The 25487-nt window shown below is 71.1% G+C and carries 23 protein-coding genes and 2 pseudogenes; 14 read left to right on the top strand and 11 right to left on the bottom strand.

Annotated elements, in window-relative coordinates; translation table 11 throughout:
* Positions 1-11 precede the first annotated feature (11 nt).
* Together FDM97_RS18270 and FDM97_RS18265 are read right to left on the bottom strand one after the other, a co-directional pair.
* Positions 12-1937: an ATP-binding cassette domain-containing protein gene (locus FDM97_RS18270; protein ID WP_432816224.1), complete on the bottom strand. Its 1926-nt coding sequence runs from the start codon at positions 1935-1937 to the stop codon at positions 12-14.
* Between the two features lie 222 nt (positions 1938-2159).
* Positions 2160-2540: a DUF4180 domain-containing protein gene (locus FDM97_RS18265; protein WP_137991466.1), complete on the bottom strand. Its 381-nt coding sequence runs from the start codon at positions 2538-2540 to the stop codon at positions 2160-2162.
* Between the two features lie 483 nt (positions 2541-3023).
* On the opposite strand from FDM97_RS18265, the gene FDM97_RS18260 reads away from it, so the two are divergent.
* A complete protein-coding gene (locus FDM97_RS18260) occupies positions 3024-3620 on the top strand; it encodes a cysteine hydrolase family protein (RefSeq protein WP_137991465.1) in 597 nt (198 codons plus the stop codon).
* Between the two features lie 281 nt (positions 3621-3901).
* Here FDM97_RS18260 and FDM97_RS35850 read toward each other — a convergent pair whose 3' ends face one another.
* Positions 3902-4057: a hypothetical protein gene (locus FDM97_RS35850; protein ID WP_175439155.1), complete on the bottom strand. Its 156-nt coding sequence runs from the start codon at positions 4055-4057 to the stop codon at positions 3902-3904.
* Between the two features lie 70 nt (positions 4058-4127).
* Positions 4128-4175: pseudogene (locus FDM97_RS37110) on the bottom strand (hypothetical protein); the annotation flags it as partial.
* A 202-nt stretch (positions 4176-4377) separates the two neighbouring features.
* On the opposite strand from FDM97_RS37110, the gene FDM97_RS18250 reads away from it, so the two are divergent.
* Entirely contained in the window at positions 4378-4599 is a 222-nt protein-coding gene (locus tag FDM97_RS18250) for a hypothetical protein (protein ID WP_137991463.1), read from the top strand.
* Between the two features lie 5 nt (positions 4600-4604).
* On the top strand, positions 4605-5024 hold the full coding sequence (locus tag FDM97_RS18245) for a DUF5990 family protein (protein WP_137991462.1): 420 nt from the start codon (positions 4605-4607) through the stop codon (positions 5022-5024).
* Between the two features lie 118 nt (positions 5025-5142).
* Here the strand turns inward: FDM97_RS18245 and FDM97_RS18240 are convergent, their stop codons facing one another.
* On the bottom strand, positions 5143-5673 hold the full coding sequence (locus FDM97_RS18240) for a hypothetical protein (RefSeq protein WP_254705652.1): 531 nt from the start codon (positions 5671-5673) through the stop codon (positions 5143-5145).
* 214 nt (positions 5674-5887) lie between these two features.
* Here FDM97_RS18240 and FDM97_RS18235 point away from each other — a divergent pair, with 214 nt between their 5' ends.
* The 5 genes from FDM97_RS18235 to FDM97_RS18215 all read left to right on the top strand — a co-directional run bounded on the left by FDM97_RS18235 (position 5888) and on the right by FDM97_RS18215 (position 12091).
* Positions 5888-6766: an endo alpha-1,4 polygalactosaminidase gene (locus FDM97_RS18235; protein WP_254705651.1), complete on the top strand. Its 879-nt coding sequence runs from the start codon at positions 5888-5890 to the stop codon at positions 6764-6766.
* 113 nt (positions 6767-6879) lie between these two features.
* A complete protein-coding gene (locus FDM97_RS36455; protein ID WP_254705650.1) occupies positions 6880-7365 on the top strand; it encodes a CU044_2847 family protein in 486 nt (161 codons plus the stop codon).
* Complete coding sequence (locus tag FDM97_RS18225) at positions 7362-8234, top strand: serine protease family protein (RefSeq protein WP_137991460.1); 873 nt, start codon at positions 7362-7364, stop codon at positions 8232-8234. The genes FDM97_RS36455 and FDM97_RS18225 overlap by 4 nt, the downstream gene beginning before the upstream one ends.
* On the top strand, positions 8221-11442 hold the full coding sequence (locus FDM97_RS18220) for a hypothetical protein (RefSeq protein WP_254705649.1): 3222 nt from the start codon (positions 8221-8223) through the stop codon (positions 11440-11442). The genes FDM97_RS18225 and FDM97_RS18220 overlap by 14 nt, the downstream gene beginning before the upstream one ends.
* Positions 11443-11470: 28 nt before the next feature.
* Positions 11471-12091, top strand: a complete 621-nt coding sequence (locus FDM97_RS18215) for a hypothetical protein (RefSeq protein WP_137991459.1) — start codon at positions 11471-11473, stop codon at positions 12089-12091.
* Between the two features lie 122 nt (positions 12092-12213).
* Here the strand turns inward: FDM97_RS18215 and FDM97_RS37165 are convergent, their stop codons facing one another.
* From FDM97_RS37165 to FDM97_RS18190, 5 genes and pseudogenes are all read right to left on the bottom strand, one after another.
* Positions 12214-12588 (bottom strand): DUF7919 family protein, encoded by a 375-nt coding sequence (locus tag FDM97_RS37165; RefSeq protein ID WP_463408241.1) that lies wholly within the window; start codon positions 12586-12588, stop codon positions 12214-12216.
* 241 nt (positions 12589-12829) lie between these two features.
* Positions 12830-13441, bottom strand: coding sequence for a gamma carbonic anhydrase family protein (locus FDM97_RS18205; protein WP_137991458.1), 612 nt, complete (start codon positions 13439-13441; stop codon positions 12830-12832).
* 108 nt (positions 13442-13549) lie between these two features.
* Positions 13550-14131 (bottom strand): GNAT family N-acetyltransferase, encoded by a 582-nt coding sequence (locus tag FDM97_RS18200; RefSeq protein ID WP_137991457.1) that lies wholly within the window; start codon positions 14129-14131, stop codon positions 13550-13552.
* A gap of 148 nt (positions 14132-14279) precedes the next feature.
* Entirely contained in the window at positions 14280-14900 is a 621-nt protein-coding gene (locus FDM97_RS18195) for a flavodoxin family protein (protein WP_137991456.1), read from the bottom strand.
* Positions 14901-15101: 201 nt separating this feature from the next.
* A pseudogene (locus FDM97_RS18190) lies at positions 15102-16021 on the bottom strand (AraC family transcriptional regulator).
* A gap of 104 nt (positions 16022-16125) precedes the next feature.
* Between FDM97_RS18190 and FDM97_RS18185 the strand changes: the two are divergent.
* The 3 genes from FDM97_RS18185 to tpg all read left to right on the top strand — a co-directional run bounded on the left by FDM97_RS18185 (position 16126) and on the right by tpg (position 20674).
* Positions 16126-17040, top strand: coding sequence for an MBL fold metallo-hydrolase (locus FDM97_RS18185; RefSeq protein ID WP_137991455.1), 915 nt, complete (start codon positions 16126-16128; stop codon positions 17038-17040).
* Positions 17041-17841: 801 nt separating this feature from the next.
* On the top strand, positions 17842-20109 hold the full coding sequence (gene tap, locus FDM97_RS18180) for a telomere-associated protein Tap (RefSeq protein WP_137991454.1): 2268 nt from the start codon (positions 17842-17844) through the stop codon (positions 20107-20109).
* Between the two features lie 7 nt (positions 20110-20116).
* Positions 20117-20674 carry a telomere-protecting terminal protein Tpg gene (gene tpg, locus FDM97_RS18175; RefSeq protein ID WP_137991453.1) on the top strand — a complete coding sequence of 186 codons (558 nt, stop codon included), beginning with the start codon at positions 20117-20119 and terminating at the stop codon, positions 20672-20674.
* 18 nt (positions 20675-20692) lie between these two features.
* Here the strand turns inward: tpg and FDM97_RS18170 are convergent, their stop codons facing one another.
* Positions 20693-21346, bottom strand: a complete 654-nt coding sequence (locus tag FDM97_RS18170; protein ID WP_137991452.1) for an ATP-dependent endonuclease — start codon at positions 21344-21346, stop codon at positions 20693-20695.
* Positions 21347-21505: 159 nt separating this feature from the next.
* On the opposite strand from FDM97_RS18170, the gene FDM97_RS18165 reads away from it, so the two are divergent.
* The 3 genes from FDM97_RS18165 to rox all read left to right on the top strand — a co-directional run bounded on the left by FDM97_RS18165 (position 21506) and on the right by rox (position 24729).
* Complete coding sequence (locus FDM97_RS18165; protein WP_137991451.1) at positions 21506-22297, top strand: class I SAM-dependent methyltransferase; 792 nt, start codon at positions 21506-21508, stop codon at positions 22295-22297.
* Positions 22298-22472: 175 nt separating this feature from the next.
* Positions 22473-22964 (top strand): DUF6882 domain-containing protein, encoded by a 492-nt coding sequence (locus tag FDM97_RS18160; RefSeq protein WP_137991450.1) that lies wholly within the window; start codon positions 22473-22475, stop codon positions 22962-22964.
* A gap of 337 nt (positions 22965-23301) precedes the next feature.
* Positions 23302-24729, top strand: a complete 1428-nt coding sequence (gene rox, locus FDM97_RS18155; protein WP_137991449.1) for a rifampin monooxygenase — start codon at positions 23302-23304, stop codon at positions 24727-24729.
* The last annotated feature ends 758 nt before the right edge of the window (positions 24730-25487 follow it).

Genomic DNA, 25487 nt, shown 5'->3' with positions numbered 1-25487 from the left:
CCCCCCCCGGCTCACCGGTCCTGGGAGAGAGCCAGGAGTTCCGCGAAGGTGCCGCCGGCGCGGACGAGATCGTCGTACCGGCCCTGCTCGGTGATGCGGCCGTTCTCCATGCAGACGACACGGTCGGCGATCTTGGTGTTCTCCAGGCGGTGCGTCACCACGATGGTGATGCGGTCGCCGGCGATGGCTTTGATGCGCTCGAAGATGCCGTGCTCCCCGCGCGGGTCCATCTGCGAGGTCGGCTCGTCCAGGATCAGCAGATCCGGCCGCCGGTACAGCGCCCGAGAGCAGGCGAGTCGCTGCCACTGCCCGCCGGACAGCTCCACACCCCCGAACACCTCCCGGGCCAGCAGCGTGTCGAGGCCGTCCGCCAGGCCCTCCACGGCCTCCCGCATCCCGACCGCGTCGACCGCATCCCACACAGGCCCGTCGTCGAAGGTGCGGGGCTGGCCGAGCGTCACGTTCTCGCGGACACGCAGCGGCCACTGGGCGAAGATCTGCGGGACCAGACCGGTCCGGCCCCAGACCGTCGCCGGGTCGACGGCGGCGAGGTCGGCGCCGTTCCAGGTCACCCGGCCCTTGTCCGCCAGGTAGATCCCGGTGATCAGGCGGGTCAGGGTGCTCTTGCCCGAGCCGTTCACCCCGACGATCGCGAGGATCTCCCCCCGGCGCAGCGTCAGCGAGAGACCGTCGACGGCCGGCCGCTCCTTCCCGGGGTACTGGTAGGTGACCTCCTCCAGCCGGATCTCCTCCACCGGCGCTCCGACGGCGAGTTCGCCCCGCCGTGGCGCCCTGCGACCGGCGTCGTCCAGGAAGGCCTCCATGTCGCTCAGGTAGAGGCTGGTGTGGAAGACCGCGGCGCCGTTGACGACCACCTGCGACAGCGCGGCCAGGGTCGTCTGCACGGCGACGACGGCCGTCGCGGCGACGGCGAGCCCGATCCGGCCCGTGACGGCGAGCCAGGCGAGCGCGGCCCAGGCGGCGACGAGGAACACCCCGCCGACCAGCGACGACAGCAGCGCGATGCGCAGCGTCCGCGGGGCGGCGGCGAGCGTACGCCGGTCGACCCGCTCGGAGAGCGACCGGTACCAGTGCAACAGGTAGTCCGTCATGCCGTTGGCCCGGACCTCGTCGGCGTACTTGGGCGTCGTCGACCACCAGCGCATCATGCCCCGCACGTTGCGGTCGGCGACGTTCGCGTAATGGATCTCGTAGTCGACGCGGGCGGTGAGCACGGCGCCGACACCGGCCGGAAGGACCGCGAGGAGGAGCAGCGGCAGCATCAGCACGTTCAGGACCGACAGGACGCCGGCGGCCGTGACCATCCTGATCAGCGCCGACATGAAACGCTGGGCGTCGGCGACCATCACATGCGTACGGATCACCCCCATCTCCGCCGCCTCCTGCCGGTCGGCGAACCCGTCCACCGCGTAGGCCGCGGCCTCGACACGACAGACCGCCTCCACGAGGGCGGTGTCCGTCACGCTCGTCAGCCTGGGCGTGATCCGCCGCTCCGCGTACGTGGCGAGAGCCGCCGCCCCCCGGGCGAGGGCGGCCGCACCGGCCACGACGAGCAGCGCCGGCAGAGCCTCCCGCAGCCGGTCGGCGACGGCCCCACCGCCCAGGACCGGGCCCATGGCCCTGGCCGTGGCGCTCAACAGCACGGCGGCCGCCACGCCGGTGACCGACTGGCAGACCAGGAGCAGCAGCACCGCCCGGCGGTCGATGGCCCAGGACATGACGGCGATGCGCCGCAGAACCGAGGGGAGCCGACCGCACATCGCGCGGAAGGAGACGTCCCCGAGGGGGTTCACGGAGTATTCACCCGAGTACCTGATCTCGGCGGGCGGCGGCGGTGGCGGTGTCGGCAGCGGAGGGGGTGATGCCGGGCGTGGTGTCCGGTCCTGCGTGGTGTTCTCGGTGTCGGCTGAGGTCAACTCGACTTCTCCTGCACGGTCGTTGGGTCCACTCGGCGTGGGTCACCGGGGTCAACGACGACGACAGGGATATCGAACACACGTCTTTGAGCCGGAGCGCGATCCGTGGGGGAGCGCACCGGCTGCCGGATGCGGGGTGCATCCATCCTTGGAGCGAACGGGGCGACGCGTCGTACGACGATGGCCGAAACGCCGACCTCGATACGCGTGGGACGGATGGGGTTACGGTCGCGGGGCCGGCCGGCCCTTCAGCCGCTCCGTCAGCTCCTCGACATCGTCGAGGAACCACGTCTGCCGACCCCGGTTGCACTCACGGACGAAGTCCCGCAGCGCCGGACTGGCGGCCGTGTGACGGGAGATGTCACCGACGACGGCGAGCCCCACCCGGTAGTTCACGAACTTCTGGATGATGTCCCCGGCGACCCGCGTCCGCAGCCTGAAGAACCCCTCGTCGAACCGCCCCACCGGGACCACGACCCACGCGGCGCCCTGCCACGCGGCATTGCCGACCAGATCCATGACGTCGCCTTCACCGCCGATGGCCTCGCCCTCGGAGCCGCACATCAGGACCGGTACATCGTGGATCGTCCGCAGGATGCTCATGGACACCGAGGCTAGTTCGGAACGCGGACACGGTCGACGCGATATTCCGATGTCCCCGACGGGAGGCGGCGAGCCTCACCGCGCCCACGGGCCCCACCACTTCGGTGCGAGCGGCTCCGCCGGACGCGATGTCGGTTGATCAGGATGGAGTCCGTGCCGTCGCAGGACGTCCGCGCGGACGCGGACCACGATCGTGCCGTGCCAGTGTCCGTCCGCCCGCACCCCGCACATGAGGTCGATCACGATGTCGCGATCGTCGAAGAGGCGCCAGTCGATGCCCCGGTCACGCAGTCACACCGCCATCAGATGTCCCGGCCGCGGGCAGCCGGGGACGTTGTCGAAGCTGAACAGAGTCACCCAGTCGGAAGTGTGTTCGCCCATGTCCGCCATCATGCCGGAGCCCACGATGACGGCGCGAGCCACCGAGACGACCGTCGCCGAAACCCTTTGAAGGAGCCCCGGGCTGACGGCCATGATGACGGCATGATCCCTGGCGTGACTCCCGTGGAAGCACTGCTCGTCGTGGACGTCCAGTCGGCCTTCGTCTCCGGCGAGGGTTCCGTACCCGAGGCGGACCGGCTCGTGGACCGGACCGCGGACCTCATCGCGCGGGCGCGGCGGAGCGGAGCGCTCGTCGTCCACGTACAGAACGACGGACCGCCCGGATCGGACTGCGAGCCCCACACGCCCGGCTGGGAACTCCACCACCCCGTCGAGCCCGGACCCACGGAGACGCTGATCCGCAAGCGCCGGGACGACAGCTTCGAAGGGACGCCGCTGAAAGGCCTGTTGACCGACGCGGGCGTACGGGCGGTCGCCGTCTGCGGAATGATGTCCGAGATGTGCGTCCAGGCGACGGCCCGTACGGCCCTGGAACTGGGGTATCGCGTCGTCCTCCCGTACGACGCCCACGCGACGCACGACATCCCACCGGCCCCGGGAATCGGCGACACGGTCCCGGCCGCCACGGTCTCGAGGGTCGCCGCCTGGGCCCTCAGCAGGGAGGCCGAGACCACCCTTCTGTCCTCGGCCGTGACCTTCACGGCCAGCCCCATCCGCTCCGGCGCCCTGAAGCCCTGAGCGGCCCGCCTGAACGGTCAGTGATCGACGCGGTCCACGACGGGCTGGAAGGCGCCGGTGCGCGGGCCGGAGGCGACGAACGCCTCTGCCCGGCGCAGCCGATGGTGAAGCCGCGCATGTTCCGCCCGGCCGTGGTCGCCATCGGGGGAGGGGCCGCCGGAGGTGAGCGTCCCGGCCAGGACCACCACGCCCGGACCGGCGACGGCGTCGAGGACGAACTAGGCGCCCCGTCCGCCGGTCAGGCCGAGGACGCTCGGCGATGTCCTCCTCGTCGGTGTAGATCACGTCGGCCGCTCCCGCCTCGCGGCGAGGCCCACGCTGCCGGAGGCGGCGGTCAGCACGACCGTGTCGCCGGCCGCGTCCAGGGAGTCCGGGCGACGGACCACCGCGGACGCGGGGACGATCGCGCGCTCCGCGCAGACGCCGTAGTCGTTCATGGAGAACACTCCCCGTCACGTGCGCTCCCACCGTCTCGACCTCTCCCGCGGCCTCGGCGCCGAGCCGGGCGGGGAACTTCTTCACCGGCTCGATGTACCGGTCGCCGCGGAAGGGCACCTCGGCGCGGTTGAGGCCGATCACGTCCACGCGGATCGACAACTCGTCCGGACCGGGCTCGTCGAGCTCCACCTCCTCCAGCCGCAGCACGTCCGGAGTCTGACCATCGCGCAGGACGCGCCACCGCGATTCACCCAAGCGGAAATGATGCGCGTCGAACTTTGAGGGGTGTCCTACGATGTCGGCGGGAGGTCGACGGACGATGGTGGCGGCACAGCGAAGCGGGCGGGGACGCGTCCCACCCCACCCGGACGTCCGGACGATCAGCCCCCAGCAGGTGCTCGAGGCCCTCGTCGACCCGGTACGCCGCCGCATCGCGCGCGAGCTGTACGCCACGGAACAGGACCTCGGCCGCGACACGATCGACCTGCCGGCGAGCACGTCGTTCCCGGGGCTCCTCGAAGCCCTGGTGACCAAGGAGTAGGCGCGATGGCGGTGCTCTCCCTGCGTATCGTCGGCCGTGATCTGCCGGGGCGCGCATGCGGTCCGTACCGGGACGTCCATGTGGCGATCCAGCGCGGACGTGACCCGGAGGATGCCGTGCCGGCGGACGCGGCCGAAGCGGTATGGGAGCTCACGGTGGAGACGGCCGGCGCCCCGGACGGGACGAGGGACTTCCGCGGCCCGCACGTCCACGGCCGGCGAGGGGCGCGGTTCCTGTATCTGACCTGGGGCGAGCAGCCGCCGGGCGGGACGTTCGAGATGTTCCGGCGGGCCAAGCTCTTCCTCGACGACCTTCCGGCACAGGCCGTCGAACGAGGGAGCGCAGAGGGGAGACTCGGCCTGACCGACGCGTGCGGCATGCCTCTGTGCGCCGCGGTACGCCCTCCCGCGATCCGCTGGACCTGACAGGCGCCGGCCGAGCGGCGGCGAGGTGTGACGACATCGCGATCGCGCCGACCGCCTGACCGCCCGACCCCACCCCCACCCCACCCCCACACAAGCAGTCACCCGCTCGATCGCGACGTCAGAGCGGCGCGCCGCCGACCAGTCGCCGTATCTCCTCTGCGGAACCGGCCGCGAGCCGGTAGATCCCCTGCACGCCGACCGAGTGGATCAGCCGCCCGTCCTCGACATGCTTGAGCGTCCGCTCACCCCTTCGGGAGGTGTACGTGAGCCGCTCCAGCAGCCCGCCCGGAACCACGGTGTCGAAACGGAGCGACGCTCCCGGCGGACCGATCACCACCTCACCGACACACCCCGCCTTCAACGGCCTCCAGTGCAGCAACTTCACGTAGTCGTCGTCATGCAGCAGCGATCCGGCGTCCTCGTACGGGAGGATCCCCGCCACCTCCAACGCGCCCAGGACGCACATCCGCGTGCGATGGACGCGCACCGGATAGATCCAGTCACCAGGCCGAACACCGGCTCTCACAAAGCTCGGCAACGACTGGTGACTCCCGCCGAACAACAGGGTCAGGCGCTGCCCGCCGTAGCCCGAGCGCTCAAGATACCGGCACAGGTCGTTGGTCCAGAAAGCCGTGTAGGAGTTCGACACCACGCCACCGTAGCCACACCCACTGACAACGCCCCGTACCCGCTCATGCGAGGGGATCGACCCGCCCCGCCACGACAGGGATCAACGCGGCCGACCGCCCCCGCGGGCGTACCGTATGACTGCGCGACGCCGTCCCTTCCGTCAACAGCCCCCGGCCGGGCGGCCGGGCGGCCGTGCGCCGCGACCCCGACGAACGACCAGGAGCCCCCGGACCGTGTACGACCGCATCCCTCGCCCCCTCCGCAGCGCACTGCCGGCCCTCGCCCTGGTCGGCGTCCTCGCGGCCTCGGCCGCCGGATGCGCGGCGACCGGCGACCGGCAGGGCACGGGCGACTCCGCCCCCTCCTCCACACGTCCGCCGACAACCGAGGCGCAGGTGGTACCGCCCGAGCCCCACGTCGGCTTCGACTACCAGATCGGCGGCCCCTACCCACCAGCCCCAGGCGTCGGCGCGGTCTCCCGCGACCGTACGGCGAAGCCCGCGCCCGGGCTGTACAACATCTGCTACGTCAACGCCTTCCAGGCACAGCCCGACGCCCTCGACTGGTGGCAGGCGAACCATCCCGACCTCCTCCTCCGCGACGCCACCGGCTCACCGGTCATCGACGAGGACTGGGACGAGGCCCTGCTGGACGTCTCCACACCGGCCAAGCGCGAGAGGCTCGCCACGATCGTCGGCGCCTGGATCGACAGCTGCGCCGCAGACGGCTACCAGGCGGTCGAGGCCGACAACCTCGACTCCTACGAGAGATCCCAGGGCCGCCTCGCACCCGAGCACGACCTCGCCTTCGCACGGCTCCTCGTCGCCCGCGCCCACACGGCCGGACTCGCCATCGGCCAGAAGAACGCCGCCGACCTCGCGGAGCGGGGGCGGAGCCTGGGCTTCGACTTCGCGGTCGCCGAGGAGTGCGGCCAGTACGAGGAGTGCGGTCCGTACGCGACCGCCTACGACAACCGCGTCCTGGTCATCGAGTACGAAGCGGCCGGCTTCCGCAGAGCGTGCGCGACCTGGGGCCGCACCCTCTCGATCGTCCTGCGCGACGCGGACGTCCGCCCCGCCGGCGAACCGGGCCACCTCCGCCGCACCTGCTGACACGCCCTGCGGGCCGAAGCCCAGATCGGGCGAAGCACCGTCAATCCGCTTTCCGCGCTGGCAAGATGGCCGCACAGCAAGCGCCACGAGCGCGGTACGCCGAGGGGAGCGCGATGGCAGAGCCGACCACGACGGGACCGGGTCTCGGCACCACATCACGTACGACGTCAGGCATGGCGTCCGCGGCGGTGCCGGACACGCGCCCCGGGCCCGTCGTCCGCGTCGAGACCGTGGAACTGGAACCGGGCGGGGCCCGCCAGATCGCCCGCCGCTCGCGTACCACCTCCTCCCTCGCCGACCGGTCGGACGAGATCAGCGCCGCGATCGTCCAGGCCTCCGAGATCGCGCAGGGCTCCCTCGCCCAGGTCCCCGAGGAAGGCGGCTGGAGGGTCTCGTCGCTGGAGGTCACCTTCGGCCTGACACTCGCCGCCGAGGCCGGGGTGATCCTCTCCAAGGCGTCGGCGGAGGCCTCCTTCGAGGTGACGCTGACCCTGGAACGACAGCCGACCAGCGAAGCCGCCGCACCGCCCTCAGCCCCTCCTTCAGTCCCTCCCTCAGTCCCGCCGGCCCGCACCGAAGGTGTCCCGAGCACACCATGACCCCCGAACCCTGGGTACGGATCCACGAACAGGACGTGCTGCTGGGCGCAGGGCTCATGGTCACCCGGGGATTCGTCCTCACCGCGCTGCACTGTCTGCGGTACGCCTCCGCCGACGACGCGGCGCTGTCCATCGAACTCTCCGACGGGCGGCGGGTACCCGGGCGGCTCTGCGATGCCATCAAGGACGCGGACCTCGCGCTGCTCACGGTGGAATGGGCCCACGCCCAAGGCCTGCCCCCGGCGCCCCCGACCGACTGGGCGCGTCCCCGCGTCCGGTGGCGCGGCCCGTACCGGCCGCCCGGCGAGACCTCCCGTCTCAGCGGCTGGGTGACGCACGCCCCCATCGACCATCAGAGCCTCGCGGGAGGCACGTTCACGGCGATGCAGCTCACCGTGGACCAACTGCTCGGCGACTACTCCGGATACTCCGGATCGCCTGTCGAACACGCCGAGGAATGCGAACAGCCCTCGGTCGTAGGGATGCTGATGGAGCAGCAGCTCAGCCGACAGAACGCGGACGACGGCACGAACGTGCTCTACGCGGCCACCGTTCGGGGAATCATGGAGCGTTTCCCGCACTTCGGGACCGAACAGCTCCTGAGGCGGGCCCGAGGCGAAACTCTGCCCGATCGGACACCGACGGCTGCCCACGCGGTCCCACGGGCGAGACGGGAGTACGAGCAGACACCCGCACCTCAGGCCCGGCCCGCCCTCGTGGAGGACGCGAGTGACTTCCTCCGATCCTTGCGTCAATGGGAGGAGGCCGGGCTGATCAGCGCCGCCGAGGCCCAGGAGCAGCGAAGACTGACCATCGAGGCTGTACGGGAACGGATCCTGGGGGGCGGACCGAACCATGACCAGCAGTGAACGCGCTCCCGAACCCGAGCCGTGGGCGCAGGCCATCGCGCGGGCCGAGCAGGCCGTCAGAGGCGAAACGAGCACGGCCGTCGATCTCGACGACCTGCGAGGCCTCCTCGCCGCCGCCGAGACCTGGAGCACACCGGAGGCGTTGACCCGGTTCGGCTACTACGGCGCCTTGTTGAGGGAGGCCGGCGCCGACGTGGCATGGCGCACGCTCAGGGACGGCGCCGAGAGCATCCTCGACCACAGGACCGGCGATCCGGAGCGTCTGGCCGACCTACGGCTGCGGCTGGGCAGTGTCTTCCTCGAAGCCGGCGAGTCCGAGGCCGCCCGGCGCGTCCTGACCCGGCTGCTGAACGCTCCGCTCACCTCCGAACAGGCCGCCCAGACCCACGCCCGCCTTGCCCTCCTCGCCGCCGAGGCGGGGGAGTGGGCGGTCGCGGTGCCTGACGCCGAGCGGGCGCGCGAGCTGTCGGCGGCCTTCAAGGACGCCGCACACACCGACGCCAGACTGCGCGCCACCACCGTGCTCTTCCAGGACGCCCGGCGTCGCGCGGACACCCACGACGCCCGTACCTTCGTCCGCGAACTCGAGCCGCTGTGCGTCCGGCTCATCGACCACTGGGGCGAGGAACACCCCCGCTCCGTCGCCGCGTTGGCGACCCTCGCCTCCGCACGCCACGAGATCGCCCGGCAGGACGGCGACGAGGAGGGCATGGCCCGCCTCACGGACGTACTGGCGGTGGCCGCGCAGCGCACCGCCACGATGCTCGGAGCGCGCCACCCACAGACACGGGCGGTACGCGAGACCCTGGAGCGGGCCCACGCCGCCACCGAGCACGCCGCGACCGAGCACACCGTGAACAGGCGCGGCAGCCGGTCCGCACCGGAGGCAAGGGAGACTCCGAACCCGAGACGACCTCCCCGCCCCCCAGCGCCCGACCCCGCCGAGCCACTCCACCGGATCTCCCTCGAACTCCTCGTCCACGGCGTCAACGGCCCCACCCCCGAGTCCGCGCTCGGCGACCCGAAGGTCACCCAGGTCGGCGGGGACGACATCGCCGGCGTCTACCGCAAGGTCGAGGACGTCGACGCCGAATCCCGCCCCGAGCAGTACCAGGACCGGCCGGTGACCGAGGCGTACAGCTGGTCCCCTCTCGTCACCGGCGACCGCAGCCGCGCCCTGTGGCTGATCCTCTTCCCCTTCCTCGCCGTCAACCTCGCCTTCTGGATGGTGCCCACCACCAAGGGGCCGCGCTACGCCCACCGCGTGCACCGCGCGCTCGTCCGGCTCACCGCCCTCACCCTCACCGTCCTGCTGGTCGCAGCCGCCTGCGAGGTGGCGATGGACCTGGTGGCCTGGCAGTGCGCGGGGAGCTCCTCCTGCGCCCGGGAGCAGAGCTTCTGGATCGGCTTCATGTCGGCCGACAGCGGCGGCTGGTGGAGCACACCGGGGCGACGGCTCGTGGTCGCGTCCGTGATCCCGCTCGCCCTCACCGCCCTGCTGTGGTGGCTCTCCCGGCGTACGTGGGCCGCCTACGAGGGACTGCCACCGATCCGGGAGGATCCCGAGTACGACATGGCCGACGACGCCGGGCTGTCGGACGTCGGCTTCTGGTACGGCAGGCGCCAGGTCGCCCGGCTGCGCGCCGCCCACACCGCGGCCGCCCTGCTCACGGTGGCCGCCGCCCTCACCTCCGCGACCGAACGCGCCGACCACGGCGGAACCGCCGCCGTCACGCGCAACGCCCTCCTGGCCGCCATCGCTCTCTGCGCGGGCGCCGTCCTCGTCCTGACGCTCCATCAACGGGGAACGCGCGGCTGGTCCGTCTTCCGCCCCCGGGCGGGGAAGGCGCTGCAGAGAGCCGTCGCCGCCGGCTCCCTCGTCTGCCTCCTCGGGGCCGTCCTCCACGCCGCCGCGCCCCGGCCCGGCTGGATCTCCTCAGGCGCGCTGCCGGCCGCACGGTTCCTCACCCTCGTACCGCTGACACAGAGCGTGCTGATCGTGGGGATCGCCTTCACCGGATGGCGCCTGCACCACGCCCTGCCCAGCGTGGCCACCGCCCTGCGCGGCTTCGCCCCCGCCGCCGTCGCCCTCATCGGCTGCGGCACCGCGGCGCTCATGGCCAGCGGGGCATCCCAGGGCGCCGCCGACTGGCTGCGCCGCACCTCGGGCGACGACGTCCACACCCTCCCCGGCGTGCCCGCTCTCGTCACCTGGCAGGTGGCGGCCCTCCCGGCGGTGCTGTCCCTGCTGGTCATCCTCTACGGGACGTCCGCCGTGCGCCTGAAACTCCGCGAGCGGCAGCTCGCCCGGACGGTCGAGCACGAGTACCCCGACGAGAGCCCGGACCGGATCCGTAGCAGCCGTATCGCCTCCGCGCAGGCGCGGGCGGGAAGCACGGACGGTGCGGCGGTGTGGGTGGTGAGCACGGCAGCCACCCTGTGGTGGCTCTTCGGCGTCCTCGCCCCCTTCGGCGCCTGGCTGGGCGGAACCGACCCGGCCGCGGTGATCGACGACACCGACGCCCTCGGCCCGGCGCAGCACATCGGCTCCTGGCTGATCGCCGTCTGCTTCCTGCTCCTCCTCAACTCCGGCTTCCGCGCCTACCGCGACCCCTCGCACCGCTCGATCACCCGAGTCATCTGGGACCTCGGCACGTTCTGGCCCCGCGCCGCACACCCCTTCGCCCCACCCTGCTACGCCGAACGCGCCGTCCCCGACCTCGCCTGGCACATCGAGGCCTGGAAGCACCGGAACCCCTCCGCCGCCCACGTCGTCCTCTCCGGCCACTCCCAGGGCAGCATCCTGGCCGTCGCCGCGCTCGGGCAGCTCGCCCCCCGCACCCGCCACCGCGTCGCCCTGCTCACCTACGGCTCTCCGCTCGCGCGCATCTACGGACGCTGGTTCCCGGCCTACTTCGGCCCGGCGAGGCTGCGCGCACTGGAACACGAAGTTCTCGTCTGGCGCAACCTGTGGCGCCGCACCGACCCCATCGGCGGCCCCATCGGCATCCCGGACCCGCCGGTGGATCACCCACCGCTCAAGGACCCGCTGTCGTACGGACGTACCCTCGCCCACCCCCTGGCGACCCCGATCCGCGGCAACGCCGACTACGAGGCGGACCCCGAATTCGACCGGGCACGCGAAAGACTCCTGGCGCGCATCACCCCGGCAGGCCCACGGCCGCCCGTACACGACCCGCCGGAATGACGTCCCCCCGATCCCGCACACTGTAAGGATGATCAGCGTCCAACCCGTCCTCGAGGTCTACGCCGGCGACGACTTCACCCTCTGGCCGGTCACCATGCGCAGCACGTACGGGTTCCTACCGCTCAGCGGCGAGCTCGATCCCGCCGAGGTCGGTACGGCGGTGATGCGCATCGCCTCCTGCAACGACAGCGACCCCGAGACCGAAGCCCACCCACCGCGGCCCACCGACCCACTCGACGGCTTCCTGCACGGCCTGCTCACCACGGACAGCCTCTACGCGCCCGGCGGCCTGCGCGTCACCGACACCGCCACCGGAACCTCCCTGCTGCCGGGCTGCTGCAACGGCCTGGACGAACGGCGCGACTGGCTCGACGTCCTCGACGGCGACGGCTGGGCCTCCTTCGGCCACGATCCCTTCCCGCTCGCCGAACGCGTCGGCGACATCGTCCGACTCACCGTCGACGCCGATCAGAACGACAGCCCGACGATCGAGCTGCCGGCACCCGAGCTGCGCCGCCTGCTCGCCGAAGCGGAGCGCGACCTGGCGGACTTCCTCCACCTGGCCGCGGCATGGGCAGCCCACCATCTGCCCGACCAGGCCACCCCCGTCACCGCGGCCCTCGCCCGAGCCCTGGACCTGGCCCGCTGAGCCCCGATCTCGCGGAAGTGGACGATCTCGTCGACCTGCTTGTCCAGTTGTGCGCCCGCCGCACCGACGAAGCTGTTGCTCAGGACGCCCAGCCTGGGGTGCTGCACGCCGTCTGGGCCCCTCTACTCGAACCTGGCGTCATGCAGCTCGGCGTCCTCGGGAACCCAGGGGAACGCGATCAAGGGGTACGCAGCCGATCCGGATGCGCGCGGGTCGAAGGCGAGCACGGTGTCGACGAACTCCTGGGGCGGCAGGTAGCCGTGGTCGGCGACGTAGTGTCCGATGAGATCGGGGGCGGCGTACGCGACACCCGGCGCACCAGGTATGCGTATCTCGCCGGCTCCGGCGCTCGCACGGTGGTGTCCCGGCCGGGGATCGAACCGCTGATGGCGCTTCGTCGAGCGGGGTCGGGCAGAGGTCGCATTCGTGGAGGCCCATCGTCTCGTTGACCGCTTGGCACTCCAGGATGGCGAGCAGCGCGTCGACGAAGCCGCCAGGCGCCTCTCCCGCGGTCCACGGCCCCGAAGCCTCCAACCAACCGATGTTGACCCGCTGGTACGTGGGCTGGAAGGAGACGAAACGCATCTGCGTGGTGCGGTCGGTGAAGGTGACTCCGTCGTGTTCCCACATCCACTCGTAGGAGCTGAGGTCTTCGTGACGGACGAGGACATCCCACCACCTCAACAGGTCCACCGCGAACGCGTCTCGGCGCCGCGGCGGACTGGGGCGGGCCAGGGGCTACGACGGCGGCACGGGTCGATCGCCACGATGGCGCCCCAGCGATCCACCGAAACGACGCGTCAGCTCAGGCATGAGGCTCTGCCCCTCGCCGGGGCGGGCCAGGCCGAAGACGTAGCCGGGGAAGTCCAGATCCTTCTGCACCGCCCAGATCGACTCGTGCCGGTCCGGCGGCAGGACCTGCGCCGGGTCGCCGACCGCGACCCACCCGATCGGCACCGTGCTGTCCGGCGGCAGGACCGTGCGCAGGTGTACGACGCCGTTGATGCGCACCTCGGAGCGGGTGCCGATGCGGGCCCCGTTGAAGACGCGGCTGCCGGTGGCCAGGAACACCTCGTCCTCCACCGTGCAGCCGGTCAGATACGAGGTGGGCCCGACCAGGACCTGCCGGCCCACGTGCAACGGGTCGCGGCGGGTCCCGCGCAGGACCGCGTTCTCCATGACGATGCTGTCCTCGCCGAGTTCCACCGGCCCGCCCTCGGCGGTCAGCACCGCCCCGAACAGCACCCGGCATCCGGGGCCCACGCGCACGTCGCCGCACAGGGTCGCATTGGGCGCGACGTAAGCGGACGGGTGGACGCTGGGCGCAGTGCCCTCATGGTCGATCAGCATGACCGTGATGGTGCCTTGTTCAGTCGCGCAGGGGAACGCCATTCCGAGGAGTGAGAGCGACAGCCACCCGAACGCCCCTGACCGACCCGCCCGTCCCGCCCACGCGGCTCACTGATCGCCCTGTACGCGCGCGTGCAGGTGCTCGTCGTGCCACCCGTCGGCGTGGAGAAGAGCGCTGCGCATCGTCCCCTCGAGGAGGAATCCCGCCGCCGTCGCCACCCGGCACGACGCCGGATTCGCGACGGAGTGAGTGATACGGAGCCGGTGCAGGCCCAGGTCGTCCAGCGCCCACCGACTGATCCGGACCGTAGCCTCCACCATGAGTCCCCGCCCTCGCCCCTCGGGCAGAAGCCAGTAGAGCAACTCGGCGTCGCCTGCCGCAAGATCGAGGTCGCCGAGTCCGATCAGACCGACAGGCCGGGCGCCGGCGACCGGTGCGATCGCCCAGATCGCCGCCTGTTCACTCAGCCATCGTTCACCCCACCGCACGATCCTCGCGCGGGCCTGGTCCAGCGACAGCAGACCGGGCCGGTTCCACATCTGGATGTCCGGGTCGTGGCACGAGCCGACGAGGACATCCACGTCCTGCTGCTCCCACGGACGCAGCACGCAGCCGCTGTCGAGCGTGAAGGCAGGCTGCTCGGTCCGACACATGCCGCCGGCCCGGACCACGGGAGGTATCGCGTTCATCGCGACATCAGATCACACGAGCCACGAGGACATGGGCGGCCCTTCGGTCTCCACCTGCTCAGGAAGCCGCAGTCGCCCCGGGCTGCGAAGGGCGTCGAGAGACAGACGTCAACTTCCCGACGCACCATGCCCTTTCCGAGCAGCGCGCTCAGCCCTGCTCGTACGGGAACCGCGCGAGCGGCGCCTCGCGCCGGAAGAAGGTCGTGGCGCGGATCAGCGCCTGCTCGTCGTCCCGCACCTGACCGGGACGCGAAGCGCTGCCGCACAGCAGCCCGCCGAAACGCATCCCGAGATACGCGGCCGTGTGGTTGAGGGTCGTCTCCAGTCCGCCGGCGACGCTGTCCTCGCGGTGCGCCATCACCGTCACGCCCCACAGAGTCCGGCCCGCCATCCGCTCCTTGAAGTCCGAGCCCGGCGCCGTCAGCCAGCCCGACCAGTAGTCGAGGTAGCGCTTGGTCTGCGCGGACAGGGTGTACCAGTACAGCGGAGAGGCGAGGACGATGTCGGTGGCCTCCAAGGTCGCCTGACGCAACGTCTCCTCGTTCTCCCCGGCCGACCAGCCGGCGGTCTCGTGCCGCCCGTCCTGGAAGTCCGGCAACGGCAGCCGGGCCAGGTCCACCCACCGCTGCGGGACATCGGCCGGCAACCGCTCGGCGGCCGCCCGCGCGAGTATCTCCGTATTGCCGTCTGCGCGGGAGCTGCCGAGCACGAAGAGGAACGAGCGGGTTCCCGCCGTCCGACTGTCGCGGTGATCGACGATAGAGGTCACAAATTTCTCCTGCGGTGTGGGAACGGCCGTCTCAGGTCAGGACGTTAAAGGTTCACACCGGTGGGAAGGTCAAGTGGGTCTCCCGCCGAACCGGTGCCGGCGCACAGCGACTCCTCGAAGCCCGGCACGGAGCCGAGCCGCAGACGGGCGCATCGCGATGTCCTGCGTGGCCCCCGCAGCCCTGAGAACCCACGCCGCCCGCTACGCACGTGTCGCGTACCGCGCCCGGTACCGCCCCGGCGTCGTCCCGAACTCCCGGCTGAAGGCATGCGAGAGGGCGTACGGGGTTCCGTACCCGACGCGGCGGGCGATGGCGGCCAGGGAGTCCTGGGTGTCGCGGAGCGACGTGGCCGCGAGGGTCAGGCGCCACCAGGTCAGGTACGTCATCGGCGGACGGCCGACGAGGGCAGCGAAACGGCGCGCGAGGGTCGGGCGGGAGACGCCCGCCTCGGCGGCCAGGCGGTCGTTGGTCCACCGGCACCCGGGTCCGCGTGCAGCGCCCGCAGGGCGGCGGCCGTCACCGGATCCCCAAGAACGGCCGGCCACACTCCGCTCGTGTCCTGGGCCACCCACGAACGGATCATGTACACGAGGAGCAGGTCCACGAGCCCGGGAACCGCGATACCGGACCCGGGCCGCCCGGCGCCGAGCTCGCTGCCCAGCAGATCGATGGCGGCACGCAGTTCGGGGTTGCTGCCCACGCGGTTCGGCAGATGGACCAGCGTCGGCAGCTCCGCCATGAGCGGGTGCGCACGAGCGTGGTCGAGCCGGTACTTCCCGCACAGCATCTCCACCCCACCGCCCGCGACGTGTGGCCCGTGGGACGAGCCCCTGTCGTCCCACCGCTCGAACGGCACCGCCCGCGCCACGGTCGCCGCGTCGGCGGGGGAGTCGGCGATCACATGCCCCGTACCGTGCGGCAGAAGTACGGCGTCGCCCGCACCGAGCGAGACCGGCGAACTGCCGTCGGGCAGCAGCCAGCAGCTCCCCTCCAACACCACGTGGAAGCCCGCACCCGCGTACGGGGCGAGCCGTGCGCACCAACTCCCGCTCACCCGCACCCGGTCGGAGAAGGCCCGCCCGATGCGTACCGCCGAGATCGCGTCACTCACCACATCCACCACCGCAGCGTACCCCCGCTCGCCTCACACCTGAGACGTTCGCGTATTCACCAGAGCAAAACAGGCATTGAGCAGCTCACTTCACCTCTCCTACGGTCGACGGCATGAAGAGTCAAAGCCCGCAGAACATGATGCTCGGAGACGTCGAGATCATCCGGGTCGTCGAGTGGCAGGGCGCGTTCGCGCCCGCCCGAGACCTCGTACCGGAATCCGGGACCGCACTGTGGAAGGACAACGAGGACTGGCTGGCACCCGACCACTGGGACCCGGACAGCGACGGGGCCGTCATGGCGCTCCAGACCTGGGCGCTGCGCAGCGGCGGACGGACGGTCCTGGTCGACACCGGAGTGGGCAACGGGCGCGAGCGGCCCGGCTCACCGCAGTTCCACCACTGGCAGGGCGACTTCCTCGGCTGCCTGGCACGCGCCGGCATCCACCCCGAAGACGTCGACGTCGTCGTCAACACCCACCTCCACGCCGACCACGTCGGCTGGAACACCGTCGGCGTCGAGGGGGAGTGGGTCCCCACCTTCCCCCACGCCCAATACCTCATCCCGGCCGCCGACGACGCCTACTTCGGCCCGGACAACGCCCACGACACCGGCCGCCACGAGGACGACCGCCGGGTCTACGAGGACAGCGTCGCGCCCGTCCACCGTTCCGGCCAATCCGTACTGTGGGACGGCTTCCACCGCATCGACGACCACCTCACCCTGGATCCCGCACCCGGCCACACCCCCGGCTCGTGCGTGCTGCGCCTCGAATCCGAAGGCGACCGAGCGGTATTCGTCGGCGACGTCCTGCACAGCCCCGTACAGATCCTCGCCCCGACCTGCAACAGCTGCTTCTGCCGGGACGCCCGAGCAGCGGCGTCCACCCGCCGCCGCATCCTCGAACGGGCCGCCGCTGAACGGGAACTGATCGTGCCCGCCCACTTCGGCGGCGCGGGCTTCGCGGAAGTACGGCGGGAGGGCGACGGATTCACGTGTCACATCCGGGAAGGCCGTCCGGTCCCTTAGGGGGGTGTACCTGTCCGCCGCGCGGATCCGGGGACCGCGACCGTGCCCCGCACGGAGGCAATGACCCGTGACGCATCGGATTCCGCTGACGAGCGGTACCGGCAGACTCAGCCGTGCCCGCAGCCCGCGTGCTGAGCCGCACGCACACCGCGGCAGCGCTGCGCCGACGTACCCTTCCAGCTCTCGATGAGGGGTCGCAGGGCCGAGCGCACGACACGCCCGGACCCGGGGTGCGCACCCTCACGGCCCCCCGCGGAGTCGGGCGGCAGATCACCGCCAACGAGCAGGGCGAACAGCTCTCTCCGGCGAAGCCGAGCATGCAGCGCGCCGAGACCTTTGGGGCTCGGAGGACAGCGGCAGCGGCCGACGCCACCAGATGCTGAGTCCGGCAGTCGGACTCCTTGGTGGCGACATCGGCACCACAGCCTGCACAGATGAGATGGGGGCCGTCCTGGCCGTCAAGCCCGCAGCAGCCGTCGAGTCGCCCGTGGCCAGGGTGCGGCGCCGTTCCCGGTACGTCGTGTGGAGGGGGTGATCCGATGACCGGACCGCTCTCCCGTGAGCGACCGGCGGCAGGAACAGTGTGCCGTTCGGCCGCACCCGGCACGGAAGGCACCCCCCTGCATGGCAGCATGTGCCCGCCCCTGCCCGCCCCGTCAGCACACCCGAGCCGACGCCTTCCCCCAACCCCGTCAGCTCAGCCGCCGCTCACAGCCGTACGCGACATGCACGACTCTCGTACGGTCGACGTGCGCGATCCGTACGGTCCACGGGGCTAGGCTGTGAGCCAGGAGGTGTTCCATGTCCGAGTTGTTCGACGCGGTCGACGCGCTGGTCGCGTCCCGTTCCGCACTGCCGCCGCCGGAGGAGCGCAAGCGCCTGCGCCAGGCGCACGGTCTCACGCTGGACGAGGTGGCCGCAGCGCTGAAGGTGCGCCGCGCCACGGTGAGTGGCTGGGAGTCGAGCAAGACCAGGACGGAACCGCGGATGCCCGAGCGCGAGGCGTACGCACGGCTGCTGGAGAAGCTCGCGCAGCTCTACCCCGCCCCCACCAACACCGTCACGCCCGCCGCGCAGGACACGGAGCCGGTGCCACCCACCCCCGCCCCGGAGACGCGGACTCCGTCCACAGGCGCGACGTCCGACACTGCGATCGACACTGCGATCCCGATCGACTCGGACAGCACCCAGCCCCATCCCGCCGTCACCACCGCCTCCACCGACACCGTCGCCGCTCCGGCCGCCGTGCCGCGTCCAGCGCGCACCACCAGGCCGTCGCCGACGTCGCGTCGCCCAGGTGCGAGGCAGGCCGCCCCCGCGAGCACCCCCGCCGGCGCCGACCCGCGCTTCGAGAACGGCCCGCTCGCGGTCGTCGACGTCACCGACGACGGCGAGGTCCTCGCGTACTGCGTCGGCGGCCTGGTCCTGGACGTCCCGGCCAAGTCCCTCCCGACCCTGGTCGACTGGACCCTCACGGAGGCCAAGCTCGGGCAGCCGAAGCTGTCCGGGCCCGGCAAGGACGCCGACCCGTTGCTCGTACTCACCGAGGCCGCGCTCGAGCGCTACGGACTCCCAGTCCGCCTCACCGAGGAAGAGCGCCTCGCCGGGCGGCTGCCGGAGGGCCACAAGGCAACCAAGCAGCTGGCGCGCGCGGACTGGAAGCTCACGAAGAGAGGCTTCGGCCCGTGGGCGAGGATCTACCGCCCCGCGCAGGGATCGGAGCGCTCCTGCGTCCAGCTCTGCATCCCCTCGTGGGACGCGCTCGACGCCCGCCACTGGGCCGACGCCGCCCAGCTTCCGCCCGCGGAACTCGCGCGGCTGCTCGGCACGTACGCGGAGCGGGTGATGACCCCGCGCGGCTCGACCGCCGTGACCGGCCTGGAACTGATGACCGCCCTCCACCCGCCGACCCGCGCCTCCGAACCGGGCGCGGACGGCAAACGGCACTCCGAGCACAACCCCGGCTCGCTGGGGAAGGACCCGGTCGACCCCGCGCCGTGCGAGGCCCCGGACGGACACCCTGTCCTCGCCGGCCTCCCGCGCTTCCACAGGCGGACCCCCGCGGAGAGGCTCTTCGAGGAGGCGTACGACTGGGCGAGGCCGCTCACCGACGACGAATGCACCAGGCGGCACCTGGTCGGCATCGACGTCAACATGGCCTTCGCCGCCGGCGCCAACGGACTGATCGTCGGCCTCGGCGCACCCACCCACGTCAAGAACCCCGTCTTCGACCCCAAGCTCCCCGGCTCCTGGCTCGTCGACCTGTCCCACGTCGACCTGTCCCGGGTGAAGTCCGGCAAGGAGTGGGTCCAGCTGGACAGCGAGCTGCTGCCCAGCCCGTTCACGCCGAAGGGCGATCGCCCCGAGGGGCCGGCCTGGTACGCGACGCCGACCATCGCGTACGCCGTCGAGCTCGGCTACCACGTCGCGCCGATCGAGGCGTACATCCGCTACGAGAACGGCCGCTACCTCGACGGCTGGTACAACCGGCTGCGCGACGCGTACATCGCGACGATGGCCGACCTCGGGGTACCGGCCGACGTGAGCCCGGAGGACTTCCTGAAGGCGATGGACGGCTACCGGCAGCGCGACCCGCAGCTGGCGATCGTCGTGTCCGCGATCAAGGCGACCGTGAAGGGCGGCATCGGCAAGCTGCGCGAGCGCCCGCGTGGCGAGGGCTGGAAGCCCGGCGAGCCCTGGCGCGCTCTCGCCCGCCCGACGTGGCGCCCGGACATCCGCGACGCGGTCATCTCCCGCACCCGCGTCAACATGCACCGCAAGATCGTCAAGCACGCCGCCTTCACCGGGCAGTACCCGGTCGCGATCCTCTCCGACTGCGCCGTGTACGCGGCCGACGGCGAGTCCCCGCTGGACTTCCTTCCCTACCGCGAGGGCAAGCCGCTCCCGGGCGGCTTCAAGCTCGGCGTGAACCCGGGGCTGGTCAAACACGAGGGCACCCAGACCGTGCTGTGGGGCGAAGGCGTACGCGAACAGTTCGACGCCCCCGAGCTCAACCTCGCCCGGTACATCAAGGACGGCACCGTCACCAACGTCGACAGCGGGGAGTAGATAGGCGATGAGCATGTTCGGTGACGGCCTGGACCAGGCGGTGCAAAAGGCGTTCACCCGCCCCATCCCGAAGTCGGCAGGGGCGCAGATGCGCTACCTCGTCAAGCAGCTCAAGGGCACGAAGGCCGTCGCCCAGATGCTCCGGGTGTCCCAGCGCACCGTCGAGCGGTACGTGAAGGACCAGATCAAGAAGCCCCGCCCCGACCTCGCCGCCCGGCTGGAGAACGAGGTCAAGCGGCGGTGGCAGCCACAGATCCGTGCCAAGGCCCGGCAGAAGGCGGCGGCCACCGACGGCATCGTCATCGACACCCGCGCGCGGATCGGCTACACCGCTCCGATCGGCTCCACCGACGAGGACCGGATCCGCCACCTCACGGTCGCCCTGCCGCCCCGGTACGCCGCCCGCCTCTTCGCCGCCCAGGAACAGGGCGCCACCGACCAGGAACTCCAGGACATCACCGCCGAAGGACTCAAGGAGGTGTACTTCCAGGACAGCGGCCGCCGCGCCGGCTCCCTGGAAGAGGTCCGCTTCACCGACATCCAGCACCTCGAGTTCGACCTGTAGGGCTCAGGTCTTCTGAACTCAGACGTGCGTGAGAAGGTGCTCCAGCGGCCGGGGCACGCGCTCGAGGTCAACGTGCGCGACCAGCGCCTGCGCGTAGAGCGCCTTACGACCGCTGTGCGTGCCCATGAAGCGTCGCAACTGGTGCTCCACGGGCCGTTCCCGCTGCGCCGGCTGGCCCTGGAAAGTGCGGAAGGGGCGCATCTCGCCCTGGGCGTCGATCACCTGCTGCACCCCCTCGGCCCCGAGAGCGCGGATCAGCTCGTCCTCCAGGTCCGCGACGCACACATGGAACCCGAGCGTCTCCAGCCCGGCCTGCGTGAGACCGGACGCGAGCCCGACCCGCTCCAGATGACGCCGGAAATGCCGCTCCTCGCCGATGTCACAGAGACCGGCCAGCGGGAGGCCGAGCCCAGGAGGACCGCACACATCCAGAAAACGCCCGATGTTCGTCGCACCGCCGAGCGGTACCACCGAGACGCCCTCCGCACCGAGGTCGCGACCGAAGCGCGCGGCCAGCACTTCGAGCGCGACCTGATCACTGCTGCCCTCGACGAGCACGATCTTCCGCACATCACTGGCCGACTCCCGCGCCACCGCGGCCGCCGCACCCGCCCCCGCTCCGCCGGCCGCCCATGCGGCCAGCGCCAGGCGGAATCGCCTCAACTCGTCCACGAGACCTCGCTTCCCGACGCCATCCTGGCACGGCCGAGATCCCGTACGCACGCGCGTTTTCCGCGGGAGGAGATGGCGGTCTGGGTGACTGACCTGCTGGGACGGCTGAGATCCGTTGAGGTTCTGTCCGGCGGATCATGTGATCACTAGGCTGCATCGATGGACCGAGTAACCGACATCCCCGAGAATCTCGCCCGGGCTGCCGATCCGGCCCGCGTGAATGACTACGACAGTTTCGCCGAGGCGTACTCGGCGGAGAACGAGAACAACCTCGTGAACGCGTACTACGAGCGGCCCGGGATGTTGGCCCTCGCCGGAGACGTGGCCGGCCGCCGGATTCTGGACGCGGGCTGTGGCTCGGGCTCTCTGTCCGCTGCACTGCGCGACCGCGGTGCGGTCGTCACCGGCATCGACGCCAGCGCCGGGATGCTGGCGTTGGCCAGGCGGCGACTCGGTGCCGACGCGGCCCTGCACGTGGTCGACCTGCGCGACCGTCTGCCGTTCGCCGCCGGTGCGTTCGACGACGTGGTCGCGTCGCTGGTGCTGCACTACCTGGAGGACTGGGGGCCGACGCTGGCCGAGTTGCGGCGGGTGCTCAGACCTGGCGGCCGTCTGATCGCGTCGGTGGACCACCCTTTCGTCGCCTACACGATCCAGGCTCCTCGGCCCGACTACTTCGCGACCACCAGCTATGGCTTCGACTGGACGTTCAACGGGCAGTCCGTCCCGATGATGTTCTGGCGCAGGCCGTTGCACGCGATGACTGATGCCTTCACCACCGCCGGCTTCCGCCTTTCCGCCATCAGCGAGCCGCAGCCCGACCCGGCCGCCCGCGAGCTGTTCCCCGACGACTTCCATGCCCTTTCGACCAAAACCTGCTTCCTCTTCTTCGTCCTCGAGGTACCGCCGTCGGCTGCGGGCTCGGACGACCGGCCAGCCGGCGGATCATGAGCGGAGCCGGAGCCGGATCGAGGCAACGGTGACTGTGCCGTGGAAGACGTCGGGCGGGCGTCATTCTCCCGGCAGGTAGATCCCGCCATGGCGTCCCGGTGTCCGGGCGCCCGGAAGCCCTGGCCAGAAGCCGGGATGGGAGGATCTTGCCGAAAGTTCTGTGCGAGGAGGCAAGGTGGACGACCGCTCGAAGCAGCATGACCACTCCGGCTGGGACGCGGTCGTGCTCGCAGCTCGGGAGCGTGCCCGCTCGCGGCAGGCACTGATGGTCGAGCGCTTCGGGCTGTCAGGGGACGTGCGGTACGACTGGTCGATGGACGACGCGCAGATCACGTGGTCGCGGCACGGAAAGGTGTTCCTCGTCGGCCGACTCACGATGATCGGCAGCGTCAGCCTTGCCCAGCAGACCTGGCTGTGGTCCTGGGCTAACGAATCACTGCCGCACGCCGTCTTGGGCGACATCGAGCGGGTGCGGCAGTTCGGCGAGGAGAACGACTACCCGGTCCTTCCTTGGCCGGGCTTCAATTACCACCCCGAACTCGTCGCAGAGGCACGGATGGTCGCGGCCTCTGTGCTCGACGCGGAGGGACTGTGGGCGGAGTCGACGGATGACGTGCAACTCCACTTCACGGTCCATGACCTGGTACTCGCTGACGAACGACGGTGACCGTCGGACGTGAACGACAAGCTCGGCTCCATCCGCAGGCCGCCCCGCGGCGCGTCGCCGCTCCGGGAGGAGCTTGTCCGTCAACAGCGGACGAACAAAGGCAAAGGCAAGGAGGTCACCCACTCCTTGCCATGCTCAACATATAGCGCACTGGGGGCCTTGCGGCAAGGCCCGGGTCGTGGCCCAGAATGTTCGGCCAAGGCCAGAACTCGCGGAAATGGCGAGGGTGTTCACTCGGGCGCGTTGCGCGTACTCGCCGCGGAAGTGCGGGTGTGCGCGCCGCCGGACTTACGCGAAGTGGCTGGCCGAAATCCAATCTCGTTGAATGGGCGTTTTGATGATTGACGTGATCGTGGTCGGCGGCGGACCGACCGGCTTGATGCTGGCCGGCGAGTTGCGGTTGCACGGCGTGCACGTGGTCGTGCTGGAGAGGTTGACCGAGCCGACCGAGCAGTCCCGCGGCCAGGGCCTGCACGCCCGCAGCGTCGAGATGATGGATCAGCGCGGCCTGCTGGACCGGTTCCTCGCGGTCAGTGAGAAGTTCCAGGTCGGCGGGCTCTTCGGCGGCATCATCAAGCCGTGGCCGGACCGGTTGGACACGGCTCACCCGTACGGCCTTGCCACCCCACAGCCGGTCACCGAGCGGCTGCTCAACGAACGTGCCCTCGAACTCGGCACCGAGATCCGGCGCGGCTGCGAAGTGGTCGGGCTGAGCCAGGACGAGGACGGGGTGACCGTCGATCTGGCGGACAGCACGCACCTGCGCTCGCGCTACGTCGTCGGATGCGACGGCGGCCGCAGTACGGTGCGCAAGCTGCTCGGCGTCGCCTTCCCCGGCGAGCCCGCCAAGGTCGAGACGCTGCTGGGGGAAATGGAGGTCACCGAGGATCCGGCCACGATCGCCGCCGTCGTCGAGGAAGTCCGCAAGACCCAACTGCGGTTCGGCGTCGCCCCCGGCGAGGACGGAGTGTGCCGCGTCGTGGTGCCCGCCGACGGGGTGTCCGAGGACCGTGCGGCCACGCCGACCCTCGACGAGTTCAAGCAGCAGCTGCGGGCCTTCGCGGGCACCGACTTCGGCGTGCACTCGCCGCGCTGGCTCTCCCGGTTCGGCGACGCCACCCGGCAGGCCGAGCGCTACCGGGTCGGCCGCGTACTGCTGGCCGGCGACGCCGCGCACATCCACCCCCCGACCGGCGGGCAGGGCCTCAACCTCGGCATCCAGGACGCGTTCAACCTCGGCTGGAAGCTGGCTGCCGAGGTCAACGGCTGGGCGCCGGAGGGGCTGCTGGACAGCTACCACACCGAACGGCACCCGGTGGGCGCCCGCGTGCTCGACAACACCCGCGCGCAGATCACGCTGCTGGGAACCGATCCGGGTGCGACCGCGCTGCGGGAGCTGTTCTCGAAGCTGATGGACTTCGAGGAGGTGAACCGGTACGTGACCGAGATGATCACCGCGGTCGGGGTCCACTACGACCTCGGCGAGGGCCACGAACTGCTCGGCCGACGGCTGCGGGACGTAAAGCTGAAGCAGGGCCGCCTCTACGAGCGGATGCACGGCGGCCGCGGACTACTGCTCGACCAGACCGGCCGGCTCTCGGTGGAGGGCTGGGCGGATCGGGTCGACCACGTCGTCGACGTCAGCGAGGAACTGGACGTGCCCGCGGCGCTGCTGCGGCCGGACGGCCACGTGGCGTGGGTCGGTGAAGACCAGCAGGATCTGCTCAGCCAGCTGGCCAAGTGGTTCGGCGCTCCCGTCAGCTGATCGCGCAGCTGCGGCGCGAAACGGCGGGACCTGTCCCCGACCACGTTCGGCGCGGCCCGGTACCACCGGGCCGCGCCCAACCGCGACGCTCAGCGGGGCCAACTCAACAAGGAGCGGGTCCGTGGGCTGTGGAAGCCGCCCGCAAGGAACGCCTTGACGGGCACGGCCCCAGGCCCCGCCCCCCATCGGGGTAGGGCAGGTTGCCAGACACAGGCGTTGGCGACGGTCGGGGCGGCCACGGGAGCGCCGGCGCCGGGGCGGCCGCCAGCCCGCCGGAGCATGTCCATACCTCGTCGCTGGACGCGGACAGGGCGGTGTCCGTCCGCCAGGGGCACCTGACACACGCAAGGATGCGTACTTCCTGAGGCTCGCCAGGACGCAGCGTGGATGTGCGGTGAAACGGCGCTGGCTGCGTCTGGTCTCCAATGCTCACGGTCGTGATGCGCTCCTTTCACATCCAGTGGCGCGCAGCCCCGGCCGCGGTGCCCACCTCTCGTGTGCCAGAAGACCACGACCCCATGCTCAATCCAGTGGCGCGGTGGGCCGGAAGGGCGCGGCAGGCGGTGGGGCCGCCGTTGCGCATCACCTCGGACGGCAGAGGCTTCCGGCGGTCCGCGTAGCGCGCCTCACCATAGCGTTCACCTCCAATCCGTTGCAACGAACCGAGTGAGTGCTGTTGCGTTAGCCTCGAAACCGTTGCAACGATTTCCCCGCATCTACCTGCGGTGATGGCAATCATGCGCAACGAGTATGTTGCT

The sequence above is a fragment of the Streptomyces vilmorinianum genome (genome assembly GCF_005517195.1).
Lineage (GTDB): Bacteria > Actinomycetota > Actinomycetes > Streptomycetales > Streptomycetaceae > Streptomyces > Streptomyces vilmorinianum.
This window is presented reverse-complemented; position numbering and strand designations above follow the sequence as displayed.

Bases quoted from the DNA above. Each gene is read 5' to 3' on its own strand.
- FDM97_RS18265 (WP_137991466.1), bottom strand. From the start codon at position 2,540: ATGAGCATCCTGCGGACGATCCACGATGTACCGGTCCTGATGTGCGGC.
- FDM97_RS18260 (WP_137991465.1), top strand. From the start codon at position 3,024: ATGATCCCTGGCGTGACTCCCGTGGAAGCACTGCTCGTCGTGGACGTC.
- FDM97_RS35850 (WP_175439155.1), bottom strand. From the start codon at position 4,057: ATGAACGACTACGGCGTCTGCGCGGAGCGCGCGATCGTCCCCGCGTCC.
- FDM97_RS18250 (WP_137991463.1), top strand. From the start codon at position 4,378: ATGGTGGCGGCACAGCGAAGCGGGCGGGGACGCGTCCCACCCCACCCG.
- FDM97_RS18245 (WP_137991462.1), top strand. From the start codon at position 4,605: ATGGCGGTGCTCTCCCTGCGTATCGTCGGCCGTGATCTGCCGGGGCGC.
- FDM97_RS36455 (WP_254705650.1), top strand. From the start codon at position 6,880: ATGGCAGAGCCGACCACGACGGGACCGGGTCTCGGCACCACATCACGT.
- FDM97_RS18225 (WP_137991460.1), top strand. From the start codon at position 7,362: ATGACCCCCGAACCCTGGGTACGGATCCACGAACAGGACGTGCTGCTG.
- FDM97_RS18220 (WP_254705649.1), top strand. From the start codon at position 8,221: ATGACCAGCAGTGAACGCGCTCCCGAACCCGAGCCGTGGGCGCAGGCC.
- FDM97_RS18215 (WP_137991459.1), top strand. From the start codon at position 11,471: ATGATCAGCGTCCAACCCGTCCTCGAGGTCTACGCCGGCGACGACTTC.
- FDM97_RS18205 (WP_137991458.1), bottom strand. From the start codon at position 13,441: ATGCTGATCGACCATGAGGGCACTGCGCCCAGCGTCCACCCGTCCGCT.
- FDM97_RS18200 (WP_137991457.1), bottom strand. From the start codon at position 14,131: ATGAACGCGATACCTCCCGTGGTCCGGGCCGGCGGCATGTGTCGGACC.
- FDM97_RS18185 (WP_137991455.1), top strand. From the start codon at position 16,126: ATGAAGAGTCAAAGCCCGCAGAACATGATGCTCGGAGACGTCGAGATC.
- tap (WP_137991454.1), top strand. From the start codon at position 17,842: ATGTCCGAGTTGTTCGACGCGGTCGACGCGCTGGTCGCGTCCCGTTCC.
- tpg (WP_137991453.1), top strand. From the start codon at position 20,117: ATGAGCATGTTCGGTGACGGCCTGGACCAGGCGGTGCAAAAGGCGTTC.
- FDM97_RS18165 (WP_137991451.1), top strand. From the start codon at position 21,506: ATGGACCGAGTAACCGACATCCCCGAGAATCTCGCCCGGGCTGCCGAT.
- rox (WP_137991449.1), top strand. From the start codon at position 23,302: ATGATTGACGTGATCGTGGTCGGCGGCGGACCGACCGGCTTGATGCTG.